At 67.6% G+C, this 16074-nt stretch carries 14 protein-coding genes and 6 tRNA genes; 15 read left to right on the top strand and 5 right to left on the bottom strand.

Annotation, left to right across the window (positions count from 1 at the left end; all coding sequences use genetic code 11):
* Nucleotides 1-3 precede the first annotated feature (3 nt).
* The 11 genes from folC (at nucleotide 4) to SNE35_RS17115 (ending at nucleotide 6546) form a co-directional block, all read left to right on the top strand.
* Nucleotides 4-1320 carry a bifunctional tetrahydrofolate synthase/dihydrofolate synthase gene (gene folC, locus SNE35_RS17165; RefSeq protein ID WP_320424146.1) on the top strand — a complete coding sequence of 439 codons (1317 nt, stop codon included), beginning with the start codon at nucleotides 4-6 and terminating at the stop codon, nucleotides 1318-1320.
* Between the two features lie 93 nt (nucleotides 1321-1413).
* Nucleotides 1414-2163: an SPOR domain-containing protein gene (locus tag SNE35_RS17160; RefSeq protein ID WP_320424144.1), complete on the top strand. Its 750-nt coding sequence runs from the start codon at nucleotides 1414-1416 to the stop codon at nucleotides 2161-2163.
* 4 nt (nucleotides 2164-2167) lie between these two features.
* Nucleotides 2168-2674: a CvpA family protein gene (locus SNE35_RS17155; RefSeq protein WP_320424143.1), complete on the top strand. Its 507-nt coding sequence runs from the start codon at nucleotides 2168-2170 to the stop codon at nucleotides 2672-2674.
* A gap of 42 nt (nucleotides 2675-2716) precedes the next feature.
* Nucleotides 2717-4228: an amidophosphoribosyltransferase gene (gene purF / locus SNE35_RS17150; RefSeq protein ID WP_320424141.1), complete on the top strand. Its 1512-nt coding sequence runs from the start codon at nucleotides 2717-2719 to the stop codon at nucleotides 4226-4228.
* A 19-nt stretch (nucleotides 4229-4247) separates the two neighbouring features.
* A complete protein-coding gene (gene gltX, locus SNE35_RS17145) occupies nucleotides 4248-5639 on the top strand; it encodes a glutamate--tRNA ligase (protein WP_320424140.1) in 1392 nt (463 codons plus the stop codon).
* 50 nt (nucleotides 5640-5689) lie between these two features.
* Nucleotides 5690-5765: transfer RNA gene (locus SNE35_RS17140), tRNA-Ala, on the top strand.
* An 84-nt stretch (nucleotides 5766-5849) separates the two neighbouring features.
* Nucleotides 5850-5925 (top strand) — tRNA-Glu (locus tag SNE35_RS17135).
* A 71-nt stretch (nucleotides 5926-5996) separates the two neighbouring features.
* A tRNA-Asp gene (locus SNE35_RS17130) sits at nucleotides 5997-6073 on the top strand.
* 120 nt (nucleotides 6074-6193) lie between these two features.
* Nucleotides 6194-6269 (top strand) — tRNA-Ala (locus SNE35_RS17125).
* A 48-nt stretch (nucleotides 6270-6317) separates the two neighbouring features.
* A tRNA-Glu gene (locus SNE35_RS17120) sits at nucleotides 6318-6393 on the top strand.
* Nucleotides 6394-6469: 76 nt separating this feature from the next.
* Nucleotides 6470-6546, top strand: a tRNA-Asp gene (locus SNE35_RS17115).
* 46 nt (nucleotides 6547-6592) lie between these two features.
* Here the strand turns inward: SNE35_RS17115 and SNE35_RS17110 are convergent.
* From SNE35_RS17110 to SNE35_RS17100, 3 genes are read right to left on the bottom strand one after another with little or no spacing between them, the layout of a single operon-like run.
* Nucleotides 6593-7033, bottom strand: a complete 441-nt coding sequence (locus tag SNE35_RS17110; protein WP_320424139.1) for a DoxX family protein — start codon at nucleotides 7031-7033, stop codon at nucleotides 6593-6595.
* Nucleotides 7030-7929 carry an SDR family oxidoreductase gene (locus SNE35_RS17105; RefSeq protein ID WP_320424138.1) on the bottom strand — a complete coding sequence of 300 codons (900 nt, stop codon included), beginning with the start codon at nucleotides 7927-7929 and terminating at the stop codon, nucleotides 7030-7032. The genes SNE35_RS17110 and SNE35_RS17105 overlap by 4 nt, the downstream gene beginning before the upstream one ends.
* 50 nt (nucleotides 7930-7979) lie before the next feature.
* Complete coding sequence (locus tag SNE35_RS17100) at nucleotides 7980-8720, bottom strand: SDR family oxidoreductase (protein ID WP_320424137.1); 741 nt, start codon at nucleotides 8718-8720, stop codon at nucleotides 7980-7982.
* Nucleotides 8721-8849: 129 nt separating this feature from the next.
* Here SNE35_RS17100 and SNE35_RS17095 point away from each other — a divergent pair, with 129 nt between their 5' ends.
* Complete coding sequence (locus tag SNE35_RS17095) at nucleotides 8850-9755, top strand: LysR family transcriptional regulator (protein WP_320424136.1); 906 nt, start codon at nucleotides 8850-8852, stop codon at nucleotides 9753-9755.
* A 4-nt stretch (nucleotides 9756-9759) separates the two neighbouring features.
* Here the strand turns inward: SNE35_RS17095 and SNE35_RS17090 are convergent, their stop codons facing one another.
* Together SNE35_RS17090 and SNE35_RS17085 are read right to left on the bottom strand one after the other, a co-directional pair.
* On the bottom strand, nucleotides 9760-10824 hold the full coding sequence (locus tag SNE35_RS17090) for a tartrate dehydrogenase (RefSeq protein ID WP_431312759.1): 1065 nt from the start codon (nucleotides 10822-10824) through the stop codon (nucleotides 9760-9762).
* A gap of 13 nt (nucleotides 10825-10837) precedes the next feature.
* A complete protein-coding gene (locus SNE35_RS17085; protein ID WP_320424134.1) occupies nucleotides 10838-12643 on the bottom strand; it encodes an ABC transporter transmembrane domain-containing protein in 1806 nt (601 codons plus the stop codon).
* A 107-nt stretch (nucleotides 12644-12750) separates the two neighbouring features.
* On the opposite strand from SNE35_RS17085, the gene SNE35_RS17080 reads away from it, so the two are divergent.
* From SNE35_RS17080 to SNE35_RS17070, 3 genes are all read left to right on the top strand, one after another.
* Nucleotides 12751-13260 (top strand): MarR family winged helix-turn-helix transcriptional regulator, encoded by a 510-nt coding sequence (locus tag SNE35_RS17080; protein WP_320424133.1) that lies wholly within the window; start codon nucleotides 12751-12753, stop codon nucleotides 13258-13260.
* Between the two features lie 5 nt (nucleotides 13261-13265).
* Nucleotides 13266-14699, top strand: a complete 1434-nt coding sequence (locus tag SNE35_RS17075) for an efflux transporter outer membrane subunit (RefSeq protein WP_320424132.1) — start codon at nucleotides 13266-13268, stop codon at nucleotides 14697-14699.
* A gap of 61 nt (nucleotides 14700-14760) precedes the next feature.
* Entirely contained in the window at nucleotides 14761-16059 is a 1299-nt protein-coding gene (locus SNE35_RS17070) for an HlyD family secretion protein (protein ID WP_320424131.1), read from the top strand.
* Nucleotides 16060-16074 lie beyond the last annotated feature (15 nt).

The following is a 16074-nucleotide window of genomic DNA, read 5'->3' as shown; positions in this document are numbered from 1 at the left end:
ACGATGATGAATCTCGACGACTGGCTCGCCCACTGCGAGCGCCTGCATCCCAAGACCGTGGACATGACGCTGGCCCGCGTCACGGCCGTGCGCGACAAGCTGGGCCTCTCCTTCGGCGAGACGCCGGTCGTGATGGTGGCCGGCACCAACGGCAAGGGCTCGACCTGCGCGATGCTGGAGACGATCGCACTGCAGGCCGGCTACAAGGTGGGCCTCTACATCAAGCCGCACCTGGTGCATTTCCAGGAGCGCTGCCGCGTGGGCGGCGCGCCGGTCGATGCCGAATCGCTGCTGCCGCATTTTGAGGCCGTCGAGGCCGCGCGTGGCGATGTGCAGCTGACGTACTTCGAATTCACGACCCTGGCGATCATGCGCCGCCTGGCGGCCGAGGGGCTGGACCTGGTGATCCTCGAAGTGGGCCTGGGCGGCCGGCTCGACGCCGTCAACTGCGTGGACGCCGACTGCTCCGTCATCACGAGCATCGACCTCGATCACACCGAATACCTGGGCCCGGACCGCGAATCGGTCGGCCGCGAGAAGGCGCACATCATGCGAGCCGGGCGGCCGGTGGTCGTCAGCGATCCGATGCCGCCGGCCTCGATCGCCGCCCATGCGGCCCAGGTCGGCGCCGACCTGCGGCAGCTCGGCCGCGACTTCACCTACAGCGGCGACCGCCAGCAATGGCAATGGGCCGGCCGCGGCAAGCGCTTCTCCGGCCTGGCCTACCCGGCGCTGCGTGGCGTCAATCAGCTGCTGAACGCCTCGGGCGTGCTGGCCGTGTTCGAGGCGCTGCACCAGCGGCTGCCGATCAGCGCGCAGGCGGTGCGTACCGGCTTCGCGCTGGTGGACCTGCCCGGCCGCTTCCAGGTCGTGCCCGGCCAACCTGCACTGGTGCTGGACGTGGCGCACAACCCGCACGCGGTGGCCGCGCTGGCGCAGAACCTCGACCAGATGGGCTTCTTCCCGCGCACCCATGCGGTCTTCGGCGCGATGGCAGACAAGGACCTGGCGGCGATCTTTGGCAAGATGGCGCCGCTGGTGGACCACTGGCACTTCACCGACCTGGCCATTCCGCGCGCCGCCACGGCCGAGGCGCTGGCCAAGCAGTTCGAGTACCTGCGCACGGCGCTGAAGACGCCGCCGGACGTCCAGGTTCACCGCCACGCCGACCCGCTCGCCGCCCTGGCCGCAGCCGCGGCCGCGGCGGACCCCGCTGATAGAATTCTGGTCTTCGGATCCTTCTACACCGTGGGCGGTGTGTTGAAGAACGGCGTGCCGCGGTTGGTGACAACGACGACCGCGGCGGCCAAGCCTCACTAACCAATCATTTCGACGGATTCTCCCCCGTCGCCGCGCATGGGTCTGCTGTCCTTTTTCAAACGCGGAGAGCCCGCCGCCCCAGCCGCCAAGCCGGTGGCTGACCGCGCCGACGCGGTCCAGCAACTGCGCCTGCAGGCACGTCGTCGGCTGATCGGTGCGGCAGTGCTGGTGGGCCTCGGCGTGATCGGCTTCCCGCTGCTGTTCGAGACGCAGCCGCGCCCGATCCCGGTGGACCTGCCGATCGAGATTCCGCACAAGGAAAGCGCCACGCCGCTGGTGGTTCCCGCCGCCGCGGCACCCGCGAGCACGACGGTGGCCCGGGCCGAGCCCCCGGTACCAGCGCCGGCGCCGCAGCGCGAGGTGATCACCGAGGATGCGCCGGAGCCCAAGGTCGTCGAGAAACCGGTTGAAAAGCCGGTGGAAAAGCCTGCCGACAAGCCAGTCGACAAGCCGGTTGCCGTGGCGCCGAAGCCGGTCGAAAAGCCCGTCGAGAAACCCAAGCCGGTCGAACCCAAACCCACCGTCAGCCCGGCCGAGTCCGCACGCGTGCAGGCCATGCTCGAAGGCAAGCCCGCCGCCAATAGCAAGCCCGCGGCCGATGCCGCGTCGGCCGCGGGCCGCTTCATCGTCCAGGTGGGTGCTTACGCCGACGCCAAGGCCGCCCAGGAGGCGCGGATGAAGGTCGAGAAGATGGGCCTGAAGACCTACACGCAGGCGGTCGAGACGCCGGACGGCAAGCGCATCCGTGTGCGTGTCGGCCCCTTCGGCACGCATGACGAAGCCGCCAAGGTGGCCGCCAAGGTGCGCGGCGGCGGCTTGTCCACGGCCGTCCTGACGCTCTAGTTCCATGGACCTGTCCATCAGCTGGGTCGACATCGCGCTGCTGCTGCTGCTGGCCGCCTCCGTGCTGCTGGGCTTGTGGCGCGGGCTGGTGTTCGAGCTGCTGTCGCTGATGGGCTGGGTCGTCGCTTATTTCGCCTGCCCGTTCCTGGCGCCCTGGATCGAAGCCTGGCTGCCGGCTGACCGCATGGGCCCGACGCTGCTGCATGTCGCCGGCCTGGTGCTGGCCTTCGTGCTGGTCATCATCGTCTGGGGCCTCGCGGCCAAGCTGCTGCGTGCGCTGATCCATGCCTCGCCGCTGAGCGCCTTCGATCGCCTGCTGGGCGCCGGCTTCGGTGTGCTGCGCGGCGTGCTGGTGTGCCTGCTGCTGGTGGTCATCGTCAGCATGACGCCGGCGGTCGGTTCGCACACCTGGCAGGCCTCGTTGATGGCACCCCGTTTGCAGCAGCTCTTGCATGAGATGCGACCGGTCCTACCTGATGACCTGGTCAAGCTCCTCCCGGCCGAGGCGTGATCCGCCGAAGCCACTTCGTATTTCAAGACAAGGATCCCCGTCATGTGTGGCATCGCCGGCGTGATTTCCCGCTCTCCCGTCAACCAGCTGATCTATGACGCGCTGCTGCTTTTGCAGCATCGCGGCCAGGATGCGGCCGGCATCGTCACGATGCAGGGCAACAAGTGCTTCATGCACAAGGCGCGCGGCATGGTGCGCGACGTGTTCCGCACCCGCAATATGCGCGCGCTGCCGGGCACGATCGGCCTGGGCCAGGTGCGCTACCCGACGGCCGGCAACGCCTACAGCGAAGAAGAGGCGCAGCCCTTCTACGTCAACGCGCCCTTCGGCATGGTGCTGGTCCACAACGGCAACCTGACCAACGCGCAGGCGCTGAAGAAGGAACTGTTCGACATCGACCGCCGCCACATCAACACCGAGAGCGATTCCGAGGTGCTGCTGAACGTGCTGGCGCATGAGCTGGAGCGCGTGGCGCGCGAACTGCCGCTGACGCCGGACGCGATCTTCCGCGCCGTCGGCGCCGTGCAGAAGCGCATCAAGGGCTCGTATGCGGTGATCGCCCTGATCGCCGGCCACGGCCTGCTGGCCTTCCGCGACCCCTTCGGCATCCGGCCGCTGTGCTTCGGCGTGGCGGAGGAGGGCGAGTACATGGTTGCCAGCGAGAGCGTGGCGCTGGAAGGCACCTCGCACAAGTTCCTGCGCGATGTGGCGCCCGGCGAGGCCCTGTTCGTGGACATGGCCGGCAAGCTGCACACGCAGCAGTGCAACGACAACCCGACGCTGAACCCCTGCATGTTCGAGTTCGTCTACCTGGCGCGGCCGGACTCGGTGATGGACGGCATCTCGGTCTACCAGGCGCGGCTGAACATGGGCGAGACCTTGGCGCAGCGAGTGATCTCGGCGATGCCGCCGAGCGAGATCGACGTGGTGATCCCGATTCCCGAATCGAGCCGCCCGTCGGCGATGCAGCTCGCCCACCGCATCGGCAAGCCCTATCGCGAAGGCTTCGTGAAGAACCGCTACGTCGGCCGCACCTTCATCATGCCGGGGCAGGGCGCCCGCAAGAAATCGGTGCGCCAGAAGCTCAACGCGATCGGCCTGGAGTTCAAGGGCCGCAACGTGCTGCTGGTGGACGACTCGATCGTGCGCGGCACGACCTCCAAGGAGATCGTGCAGATGGCCCGCGAGGCCGGCGCGAAGAAGGTCTACCTCGCCTCCGCCGCGCCGCCGGTGCGCTACCCGAACGTCTATGGCATCGACATGCCGACCAGCGAGGAGCTGATCGCCCACAACCGCTCGGTGGAAGAGATCCGCGAGTACATCGGCGCCGATGCGCTGATCTACCAGGACGTGGACGGCATGAAGCGCGTCGTCGGCGCGCTGCAGCCCGCGCTGGATGGCTTCGAAGCCAGCTGCTTCGACGGCAGCTACATCACCGGCGACGTGTCCGCCGAGGACTTCGCGACGATGAAAGAACAGCGCAAGAGCCAGGGCGAGGAGGAAGACGGCCCGGCCCGCACGCGTCTCGCCCTGCAGAGCGGCGCCGAAGCTTGAATCCCAGAACTCGAACGACATGACCGTCATCCGCACCCGCATCGCTCCATCGCCCACCGGCTTCCTGCACCTGGGCACCGCCCGCACGGCCCTGTATTCCTGGGCCTATGCCCGTCACTTCGGCGGTCAGTTCGTGCTGCGCATCGAAGACACCGATGTGGCCCGCTCCACGCAGGACTCGGTCGACCAGATCCTCGCCTCGATGAAGTGGCTGGGCCTGGACTACGACGAGGGTCCGATCTACCAGATGCAGCGCCTGGAGCGCTACCAGGCCGTCATCGACCAGATGATCGCGGCCGGCAGCGCCTACCGCTGCTACTGCACGCCGGAGGAGCTCGACGCGATGAAGGCCGCGCAGGAGTCGCGTGGCGAGAAGCGCCGCTACGACGGCACCTGGCGCCCCGAGGCGGGCAAGACGCTGCCCGCGATTCCTGAAGGCATGAAGCCGGTCGTGCGCTTCAAGAATCCGCTGGACGGCGACGTCAGCTGGGACGACGTCGTCAAGGGCACGATCACGATCAACAACCGCGAGATCGACGACCTGATCATCCAGCGCACGGATGGCGTGCCCACCTACAACTTCGCCGTCGTCGTCGACGACTGGGACATGGCCATCACGCACGTGTTCCGCGGCGACGAGCACGTCAACAACACGCCCTGGCAGATCAACATCTTCAATGCGCTGGGCGCGCCGCTGCCGGCCTTCGGCCACATGCCGGTGATCCTCGGCGACGATGGGCAGAAGCTCAGCAAGCGGCGCGGTGCCGTCAGCGTCACGGCCTACGAGGATGGCGGTTACCTGCCCGAGGCGATGCTGAACTACCTGTCGCGCCTGGGCTGGAGCCACGGCGACGATGAGCTGTTCACCCGGGAGCAGCTGGTCTCCTGGTTCGATGGCACGCACCTGAACAAGAGCCCCGCGCAATGGGATCCGGCCAAGCTCGAATGGGTCAACGGCCAGTACATCAAGCAGGCCGATGACGCGCGGCTGGCGGTACTGGTGAGCGCACAGCTGGCCAAGCGCGGCATCGCCGCCGAGGTGCAGAAGCTCACGCCGATGTGCACGCTGTTCAAGGACCGCTGCGCGACCACCGTGGTCCTCGCCGACTGGCTCGCCATGTACTTCGCGCCGGTGGCACCGAGCGCCGAAGACCTGGCTGCGCAGGTCACCGACGCCGTGAAGCCCGCACTCGCCACACTGGCCGACAAGTTCGCCGCGCTGGCCGAATGGAACAAGGCCGCGATCCAGGCTGCGATCAAGGAAACGATCACGGCGCACGGCATCAAGATGCCGCAACTGGCGATTCCGGTGCGCGTGCTCGTGTGCGGTCGTGCGCAGACGCCGTCGGTCGATGCCGTGCTCGAGCTGTTCAGCAAAGAAATTGTCATCGAGCGCTTGCGCGGCGTCTGAAAACTGGCCTATACTCTTGGTCTTGCTTGAACGGCGCGGGAATCCCGAAAGGGGGTATAGCTCAGCTGGGAGAGCGCTTGCATGGCATGCAAGAGGTCAGCGGTTCGATCCCGCTTACCTCCACCAGTTTTTCTAGGGTGGCGCGCAGTTCAGGTAGAATATGAAATATCGAAAGATATTGAGTATTCGGCAGTAATAAAGAAGGTTTTAGTCCCCTTCGTCTAGAGGCCTAGGACACCACCCTTTCACGGTGGCTACAGGGGTTCGAATCCCCTAGGGGACGCCAAGTTGATAATTCTTGGTTATTGGTTGGAATATGTGATAATATTCCGGTCGATAATAAAATTATCCCACTGCGGAGTGGTAGTTCAGTTGGTTAGAATACCGGCCTGTCACGCCGGGGGTCGCGGGTTCGAGCCCCGTCCACTCCGCCAAGGTTTCTTGAGATTGCTTCGGCAGTCTCGAAAAGGCGACCAAGAGATTGGTCGCTTTGTTTTGAGTTTTCGATAATCGCCTGAACAGCGCGTATCCCGACGAGTTCGCAAAAGAACAGCGGGGGTATAGCTCAGCTGGGAGAGCGCTTGCATGGCATGCAAGAGGTCAGCGGTTCGATCCCGCTTACCTCCACCAGTATTTTCGGTGGCGCGCGGTTTGGGCAGGTGATCGATGGAAAGTCCAGTCCCCTTCGTCTAGAGGCCTAGGACACCACCCTTTCACGGTGGCTACAGGGGTTCGAATCCCCTAGGGGACGCCAGATTTATTTGACGATCTCGTCGCAAGATGGGAAGTCAAACTGGTTTGATGGAATCGATAACAATATCGATCCGTTTGGAGTGGTAGTTCAGTTGGTTAGAATACCGGCCTGTCACGCCGGGGGTCGCGGGTTCGAGCCCCGTCCACTCCGCCAACACATTAACGGGTTGCAGCAGAAATGCTGTAACCCGTTTTCTTTTTCAGCTCGCGCGCCGCTTCATCCATCCGCCGTCGATGGACCAGTCCCCGGCGCCGCGCACGACCATGTAGCCGGCCAGCAAGCCCATGAAGATTGGGTACTCGATGCCGCGATCGATCCAGGGCCAGGTCGGTCCCAGCGCGCAGGCGATGCCGGCCATCTCGAACACGAAGGCCAGCGCGAGCAGCCGTGTGAACAGGCCCACGGCAAGCATCACCGCGCCGACCGTCTCCAGCAGCATCACGAGCGCGGCGATCTGCGGCGCGAAGGGCAGGCCCATGACGTCGCCGATCAAATGGATCGACGAAGCCATCGGATCCGCCATGGAGCCATGCGCATCGTGCAGCGCCTTGGGCAGCCCGTGGGTGAACAGGATGGCGCCGAAGCCGATGCACAGCAACGCATAGGCAGCCGGCTCGACCGCGCTTGCCTTCGTCGTCATGCGGCGGCGCTCGGATGCAGCAGTTCCTCGAAGCCGATGCGGCGCAGGAACTCCGCGCGTACGCGGTCCATCACCGCGTACGACACGGCCGCGCCATCGGAGGCCGGATCGATGACGGTGCGCAAGGGGCGGCGGCCGAAAGGCATGTCGACGATCTGCGCGACGGCCTGGGCCACGGCTTGCGGATCGGCGTCGTCCGGCACCGTATCGGCCAGCGCCTTCAGCATGCGCGCATCGAAACCCTCGGGCAGGGCGGCCTTGTACTCGGCCGCACGCGCGGTGTCGGCGGGCGCGCCGGCGTGCGCGAAATGGTTGGTGCCCTTGGTGTAGGCGCCAGGCACGACGATGGAGGTCTCGATGCCCAGCGGCGCCAGCTCACGCGCGTAGCACAGGGCCAGTGCGTCCATGCCAGCCTTGGACGCGAAGTAGGGCCCGAGCATCGGCGGGGTGCCGCCGGCCGCGCTGCTGCTGCCGATCCAGACCAGCAGGCCGTGGCGGGCGGCGCGCATGTGCGGCAGCGCCGCCCGGTTCACACGATGGGCGCCGAGCACGTTGACGTCGTACTGCTGCGCCAGTTGCTCCGGCGTGAAGGCTTCGCTGGGACCCCAGACCATGTGGCCGGCGTTGTGGACGAGCACGTCCAGGCGTCCGTGCTCGGCGATCGCATGGGCGACGGCCGCATCGACGGAGGCTTCGGACTGAACGTCCAGTTCCAGCGTACGAAGGTCCACGCCGTGCTGCTGCGCGTAGGCCGCCACTTCGGCGACCTGGCCGGCGTTCTTGCCCTTCAGCCCGCGCATGGAGGCGTAGACGGTGTGGCCCGCGTGCGCGAGTTCGTGCGATATCAGGCGACCGAAGCCGCTCGATGCGCCGGTGACGAGAATGACTTGCTTCATCTTCGATTCCTTTCGTGAATGGGATGGATGCGGGAGGAGGGCGCTGCTTCTCAGGCGAAGCCGCCGTTGGCGCGCAGCACCTGGGAGTTCACCCAGGCGCCGTCTGGGCCGGCGAGGAAGGACACCGTGGCCGCGATCTCCTCGGGCTGGCCGATGCGTTCGAGCGGTGCCTGCTTGGCGATCTGCGCGATCAGTTCGTCCGACTTGCCCGTGAGGAACAGTTCGGTCGCCACCGGCCCGGGCGCGACGGCATTGACCGTGATGTCGCGGCCGCGCAGTTCATTGGCGAGCACGTGCACCAGGCCTTCGACGCCGGCCTTGCTGGCGATGTAGGGGCCGTAGCCCGGGAAGGACTTGGCCAGTACGCTGGACGACAGCACGATCAGCCGCCCGCCGCGCCCCAGCCGCCGTGCGGCCTGCGCCATCACGAGGAAGCTGCCACGCAGGTTGGTGGCGATGACCTTGTCGAAGGTCGTCAGCGCGTCGTCGGCCGCGATCGGCGCCAGCGGCATCACGCCCGCGCTGTGGACCACGGCGTCGATGCGGCCGAAGGCCTGCTGCGTCTCGTCGAACAGCCGGGCGACTGCCTGTTCGTCGGCCACGTCGGCCTGGATGGCCATGGCCCGGCCGCCCTGGGATTCGATGGCGCGCACCGTTTCCTGGGCCTGTGCGGCGTTGCCGGCGTAGTTCACCGCGACGGCGAAGCCGTCCTTGGCCAGGCGCAGCGCGATCGCCTGGCCGATGCCACGCGAGGCGCCCGTCACGATGGCGGTGCGAGAGAGTTCGTTCATGGTTCTTCCTTCAGGTGTTGCGATGGACCAGATGGTCGGTGCTGCGTCTGAATCAATAAAGATGGCCAGATCGCCATGTGAATTCAATGGAGATCAATAATTGGCGGAGCAAATACTCGGAGGACGCCCATGGATCGCTTGGCCACCCTGCAACTCTTCGTTCGCATCGTCGAACTGGGCAGCTTCAGCCGGGCGGCGGACGGGCTCGAGATCCCGCGTGCCACGGCCACCCATGCCATCAAGGCGCTGGAGGCGCGGCTGACCACGCGCCTGCTGGAGCGCACCACGCGCCATGTGCAGCCGACGCTGGACGGCAAAGCCTTCTACGAGCGCTGCGTCCATGTGCTGGCCGAGCTGGACGACGCCGAGTCCGCGCTGCGCAATGTGGCGGCCAATCCGCACGGCGTGCTGCGCATCGACATGCACGGCACGCATGCGATGCGCTTCGTGCTCCCGCGCATCGATGAGTTCCGCCGCCGCTATCCGCGAGTCGACGTGGTCGTCAGCAGTGGAGACCGACTGGTCGACCTCGTGCGCGAGGGTGTCGACTGCGTCGTGCGCGCCGGCACGCCGCGCGACTCGACCTTGGTGGCGCGGCCGCTGGCCCGCATGCCGCAGCTGGTCTGTGCAAGCCCGGACTACCTGGCCCGCTTCGGTACGCCGCAGCACCCCGATCAACTCGGCGTACACGAGGCCGTGCGCTTCTTCGCCAGCGCCGGTGGCAGCGATTACCCCTTCGAATTCCTCATCGCCGGCGAGAAGCGCAGCGTGGACGTCGGCGGCTGGATCGCCGTGAACGATGCCGAGAACTACGTCGCCGCGGCACTGCGCGGTTGCGGCCTGATCCAGGTGCCGCGCTTCCACGTCGAGGACGATCTGCGCACGGGCCGGCTCATCGAGGTGCTGGCCGACACGCCCAGCCCCGATCTGCCGCTCTCTGCGCTATATCCGCAGGGCCGGCATCTGTCACCGCGGGTGCGGATCTTCCTGGACTGGCTCACCCGGATCTACCAGGAAGAATTCGGAGCGATGTGAGCTGCTAACCCAGCTTGGCGGCGATTGCCTCGCCCATCTCCGTCGTGGACGCATTGCCGCCCAGATCGCGCGTGCGCGGTCCGTTGACCAGCACCTGCTCGATCGCCTCGACGATCGCATCGTGCGCCGCGCGCTGGCCGAGGAAGTCCAGCATCAGCGCACCGGACCAGATCATCGCCACCGGGTTGGCGATATTGCGGCCGTAGATGTCCGGCGCCGAGCCGTGCACCGGCTCGAACAGCGAGGGGAACTTGCGATCCGGGTTGAGGTTGCCGGATGGGGCGAGGCCGATCGTGCCGGTCGTCGCCGGGCCCAGGTCCGACAGGATGTCGCCGAACAGGTTGGACGCCACGACCACGTCGAAGCGGCCTGGCTCCAGCACAAAGCGGGCGCTCAGGATGTCGATGTGCTGTTTGTCCACCGTGACGTCCGGATAGTCGCGCGCCACCGCGTCGGCGCGGCTGTCCCACCAGGGCATGCTGATCGCGATGCCGTTGCTCTTGGTCGCCACGGTCAGGTGTTTGCGCGGGCGGCTGCGTGCCAGTTCGAAGGCATGGCGCAGCACGCGGTCGGCGCCGAAGCGCGACATCACCGTCTCCTGCACGACGATCTCGCGCTCGGTGCCGGCGTACATCACGCCGCCCAGGTTGGTGTACTCCCCCTCGGTGTTCTCGCGCACGACGAGGTAGTCGATGTCGCCGGGTCTGCGGCCGGCGAGCGGGCAGGGCACGCCGTCGAACAGGCGCACGGGCCGCAGGTTCACGTACTGGTCGAACTCGCGGCGGAACTTCAAGAGCGAGCCCCACAGCGACACGTGGTCCGGCACCGTGGCCGGCCAGCCGGCGGCGCCGAAGTAGATCGCGTCCATGCCCTCCAGCTGCGCCTTCCAGTCGTCCGGCATCATCTGGCCGTGCTTGACGTACCAGTCGCAGCTGGCCCAGTCGATGTGCGTGAGCTGCAGCTCGAACCCGAAGCGGCGCGAGGCCGCTTCCAGCACGCGCAAGCCCTCGGGCATCACCTCGCGGCCGATGCCGTCGCCAGGGATCACTGCAATCTTCATCAGCGCCATTCTTCGTGCTCCTTCAAAGGTCGAACTGCATGGCCGCCAGCTTCGCGTAGAGGCCGCCGCGCGCCACCAGCTCGGCGTGCGTGCCCTGCTCGACGATGCGCCCGTGCTCCATCACCACGATTCGGTCAGCCCGCTGCACGGTGGCCAGGCGGTGCGCGATCACCAGGGTCGTGCGGTGCTGCATCGCCGCTTCCAGCGCGGCCTGGACGACGCGCTCGCTCTCCGCATCCAGCGCGCTGGTGGCCTCGTCGAGCAGCAGCAGCGGCGGGTTCTTCAGGATCGCGCGGGCGATGCTGACGCGCTGGCGCTGGCCGCCGGACAGGCGCACGCCGCGCTCGCCCAGGAAGGTGTCGTAGCCCTCGGGCAGGCGCTGGATGAAGTCGTCGGCAAAGGCGGCCTTGGCGGCTTCCATCACCTCGGCATCGGTCGCGTCGGGCCGGCCGTAGCGGATGTTCTCCATCGCGCTGGTCGAGAAGATGACGCTGTCCTGCGGCACCAGGCCGATCGCGTGGCGCAGGTCGTGCAGGCGCAGCTGGTTCGTCGGCGCGCCGTTCAGGCGGATCACGCCGGACTGCGGGTCGTAGAAGCGCAGCAGCAGCTGGAACACCGTGCTCTTGCCGGCGCCGCTGGGGCCCACCAGGGCCACGGTCTCGCCTGGCTTCACGTCCAGGCTGAAGTCGCTCAGCGCTGCCTGTGTCGGGCGCGACGGGTAGTTGAAGCGGATGTCCTGCAAGCTCAGCCCCGAGCCGCCGCTGCTGGACGGCAGGCTCACCGGCGTGGCCGATTCGGTCACTGGTGAACGGGCGTTCAGCAGCTCCACCAGCCGCTCGGTCGCGCCGGCCGCGCGCAGCACGTCGCCATAAACCTCCGCCAGCACGGCCACCGAGCTGACCAGCAAGGTCACGTAGACGACCGTCTGCCCCAGGTGGCCGGCGGAGATCTTGCCCGCCAGCACCGCCTGCGTGCCCTGGTACAGGCCCCACAGCAACGCGCCGAAGGTGGCCGTGATGATGAAGGCCACCAGCAGCGAGCGCACGCGGGTGCGCTTGCGCGCGGTGTCGAACGCGCTCTCGCTGGCGCGGCGGAAGCGCGCATCCTCGGCCGCTTCCTGGGTGTAGCTCTGCACCACCGGCACGGCGTTCAGCACCTCGGCGGCAATCGCGCTGGTGTCCGCCACGCGGTCCTGGCTGGCGCGGCTGAGCTTGCGCACGCGCCGCCCGAAGAACAGCGCCGGCGCCACGACCAGCACCAGGATGCCCATCACCTGGCCCATCACGACCGGGTTGGTGACGACCAGCATCACGCAGGCGCCGATGCCCATCACCAGGTTGCGCAGGCCCATCGACAGGCTGGAGCCGACCACCGTCTGCACCACCGTCGTGTCCGTCGTGATGCGGCTCAGCACCTCGCCGGTCTGCGTCGTCTCGAAGAATTCGGGGCTCTGCTTCAGCACGTGGCCGTAGACGGCCGTGCGCAGGTCGGCCGTCACCCGCTCGCCCAGCCAGGTGACCGAATAGAAGCGCGCCGCCGAGAACACGCCCAGCGCTGCGCCCACGCCGAACAGCGCCAGGAAATGGTCGCGCAGCGCCATCACGCGCTCGCCCGGATCGGCCTTGATGAAGCCCTGGTCGATCAGCCCGCGCAGCGCCAGCGGGAAGGCCAGCGTCGTCAGCGCGGCCATCAGTAGGAAGAGCACGGCCAGCGCGATGCGGATGCGGTAGGGGTGCAGGAAGGGCGCCAGCCCGCTCAGTGCGCGCGGATTCGCCGGGGGAGTCTTGGTCGTGGAAGACGTGGAAGAGGACGGTGCGACGGTGGCCATCGGGCCAGTGTAGAGGTCGGTCGTGAAGATTCTTGACGGATGTGGAATTCAGTTGTTATCAAATATCTGCCTTGACAATATTTGCCTAGGCAACTAAATTTCGCGCCATGTTGCAAGAGTTCTACCTGCCCAACGTCTACGAGCGCAGCGAGAGCCTCGGCTGGCTGTTGAAGCGGCTCCAGCAATCGCTGGTCGGCTACGCGGAGCGGCAGCTCTGCCGGGAAGGCCTGACCCATGCGCAGTGGGGCCCGCTGCTGATGCTGAGCGTCAACGGACCCAGCTCCGTGGCCAAGCTGGTCGAACAGCTCGGCACCGATGCCGGCGCGATGACCCGCCTGCTGGACCGGCTCGAGGCGAAGGGGCTGTGCGCCCGCGAGCGTTCCAGCGAAGATCGCCGCGTCGTGATGCTGAGCCTGACGGAAGAGGGCAAGCGCATCACCCAGGACCTCACGGCCGTGCTGGCCGATGACTTCAACGCCCATCTGGAAGGCTTCACCCATGACGAGTGGCGCCAGCTGATCTCTTTCCTGCAACGAATGCTCGCCACCGGCGAGCGGCTGCGCGGCGCGGACAGTCCGCCCGCCGACGCCTCCCCACAAGAATCCTCCGCCGACTGAAGACCATGAGAAGAAGTCTCCCCACCCTGAGCACCATCGCACTGGCCGCATTGCTGTCCGCCTGCGCGATCGTCCCGAAGATGGCCCCGCCCGCCAAGCCGCTGACGGCCGAGCAGGCCGGCCTGCAGGCTGACGCCCGCAGCGCCGAGCTGAAGTCCGACTGGTGGACCGAGTTCAAGGATCCGCAGCTCGATGCGCTGATCACCCGTGCGCTGGGCGAGTCGCCCAACCTGGCCGCCGCCCGTGCGCGTGTTGCCAAGGCCGGCGCGGGCGCCGAAGCCGCGGGTGCGGCCGACAAGCCGACCTTCTCGGCCGAGTCCGACGTCACGCGCGAGCGCCTGTCCGCCAACGGCATCTACCCGGCGCCGCTGGGCGGCAACTGGTGGACGCTGGCGAATGCGCAGGTCGGTGTCAGCTACGACTGGGACTTCTTCGGCAAGAACAAGGCCGAGCTGGCCGCCGCCTTGGGCAGCACGCAGGCCGCCGAGGCCGACGTCGCCGCCGCGCGCCTGATGCTGTCCACGCAGGTGACGCGCGCCTATCTGTCGCTGGCCCGCGTGCTGGCCCAGCAGGAGCTGATCGACCGCCAGGTGGCCGAGCGCGAGCAGACGCTGGTGCTGGTGCGCGAGCGTGTCGCGGCCGGCCTGGACAACCGGATCGAGCTGCGCGGCGCCGAGCAGCCGCTGCCCGACCTGCGCCGCCAGCGCGTTGCGCTGGACGAGCAGGCCGCCCTGCTGCGCCACCAGCTCGCCGCGCTGAGCACGCAGCCGGCCGGTGCCCTGGCAGGCCTCGCGCCGAAGCTGCCCGCGCCGCTGGCCCTGTCCGCCGCCGATGACCGCCTGGGCCTGGACCTGCTGGGCCGTCGGCCCGATGTCGTCGCCGCGCGCTGGCGCGTCGAGGCTGCGACGCAGAAGGTCGGCTCCGCCCGCGCGCAGTACTACCCCAACGTCAACCTGATGGCCTTCGCCGGCCTGAACTCGCTGGGCCTGGACAACCTGATGCATGGCAGCAGCCGCCAGTTCGGCATCGGCCCATCGATCCACCTGCCGCTGTTCGAGAACGGCATGCTGGATGCCCAACTGCACGGCGCCGCCGCCGATACCGATGCCGCCGTGGCCGCCTACAACGCGGCGCTGCTGGAGGCCGTGCGCGACGCCAGCGACCAGCTCAGCACGCTCAGCTCGGTGCAAGGCCAGCAGCGCGAGCAGCAGGAACTGCTCGCCAATGCCGAGTCGACCCTGGGCATTGCCGAATCGCGCTACAGCGCCGGCCTCATCAACCGCCTGACCGTGCTCAACGCCCGCTTCGTCGTGCTCCAGCAGCAGCGCCAGGCGCTGGACCTGCGCGGCCTCCAGCTCGACAGCCAGGTCAACTTGATGCGCGCCCTGGGCGGCGGCTGGACCGAAACCAAGGTCGAAGCCAAGGCCGACACCCAATAAGCGGACGGTTGCCTCCACACCTCCGAACGAACACCTCAAGCAGCAACAAGACATTCACATCATGAGCGACTCCGACAACAAGCCGAACACCAACGCCGCTGCCGCCGCGCCGGCCACCGTCACGCCCGTCTCGACCCCGCCCAGCACCAGCAACAAGCGCAAGACCGCGCTGACCCTGCTGACCGTGGCCGTCGTCATCGCGCTGGGTGCCTACGGCGCCTACGAGTACGTGATCGGCAAGCGCACCGAGACCACCGACAACGCCTACGTCAACGCGAACGTCGTGCAGATCACGCCGCTGGTCGGCGGCACCGTGCGCGCGCTGCATGCCGACGACACCGACTTCGTCAAGGCCGGCCAGCCGCTGGTGAGCCTGGACCCGGTCGACGCCCGCGTCGCGCTGGAGCAGGCCAGCAGCCAGCTCGCGCAGACCGTGCGCGAAACCCGCACCCTCTTCACCAACAACGGCACCTACGAATCGCAGGTCCGCGCCCGCGAAGCCGACGTCAAGCGCATGCAGACCGATCTGGACCGCCTGCAGTCCGACGCCGCGCGCCGCCAGCCGCTGGTCGCCAGCGGTGCCGTCGGCCGTGAAGAGTACGACCATGCCGTCGCCCAGGTCGCCGCCGCCAAGAGCTCGCTGGCCGCCGCGCAGTCCGCGCTGCAGACCGCGCAGGAGCAGCTGAACTCCAACCGTGTGCTGACCGAAGGCACCGACCCGGCCGACCATCCGAACGTCCAGCGCGCCGCCGCCCGCATGCGCGAGGCCTACCTGGCGATGCAGCGCACCGAGCTGCAGGCGCCGGTGGACGGCTGGGTCGCCCGCCGCAGCGTGCAACTGGGCCAGCGCGTCGCTGCAGGTGCGCCGCTGATGACGGTCGTCGGCCTGCAGAACGTCTGGGTCGATGCCAACTTCAAGGAAAGCCAGATCGCCAAGCTGCGCATCGGCCAGGTCGCCAAGCTGGTGGCCGACGTGTACGGCGACAAGGTCGAGTACACCGGCCACGTGATCGGCCTGTCGGCCGGCACCGGTGCGGCCTTCTCGCTGCTGCCGGCGCAGAACGCCACCGGCAACTGGATCAAGGTCGTGCAGCGCGTGCCCGTGCGCATCGCGCTGGACCCGAAGGAGGTCAAGGACCATCCGCTGCGCGTCGGCCTCTCGATGGAAGTCAGCGTCGACGTGCAGGACCGCAGCGGCGCGATGCTGACCCAGGCCGCCGCCAGCACCTCGGCCGTAAAGACCGACGTCTACGACACCCTGGACAAGTCTGCCGACGCCGAAGTCGACAAGGTCATCAAGGCCAACCTGGGTTCGTCGGCGCGCGCCGCCGCTGCCAAGCCGGCCAAGGCCCGCGGCTGATCACGCAGTGCCACT

This window comes from Roseateles agri (assembly GCF_034043675.1).
Lineage (GTDB): Bacteria > Pseudomonadota > Gammaproteobacteria > Burkholderiales > Burkholderiaceae_C > KK5.
This window is presented reverse-complemented; position numbering and strand designations above follow the sequence as displayed.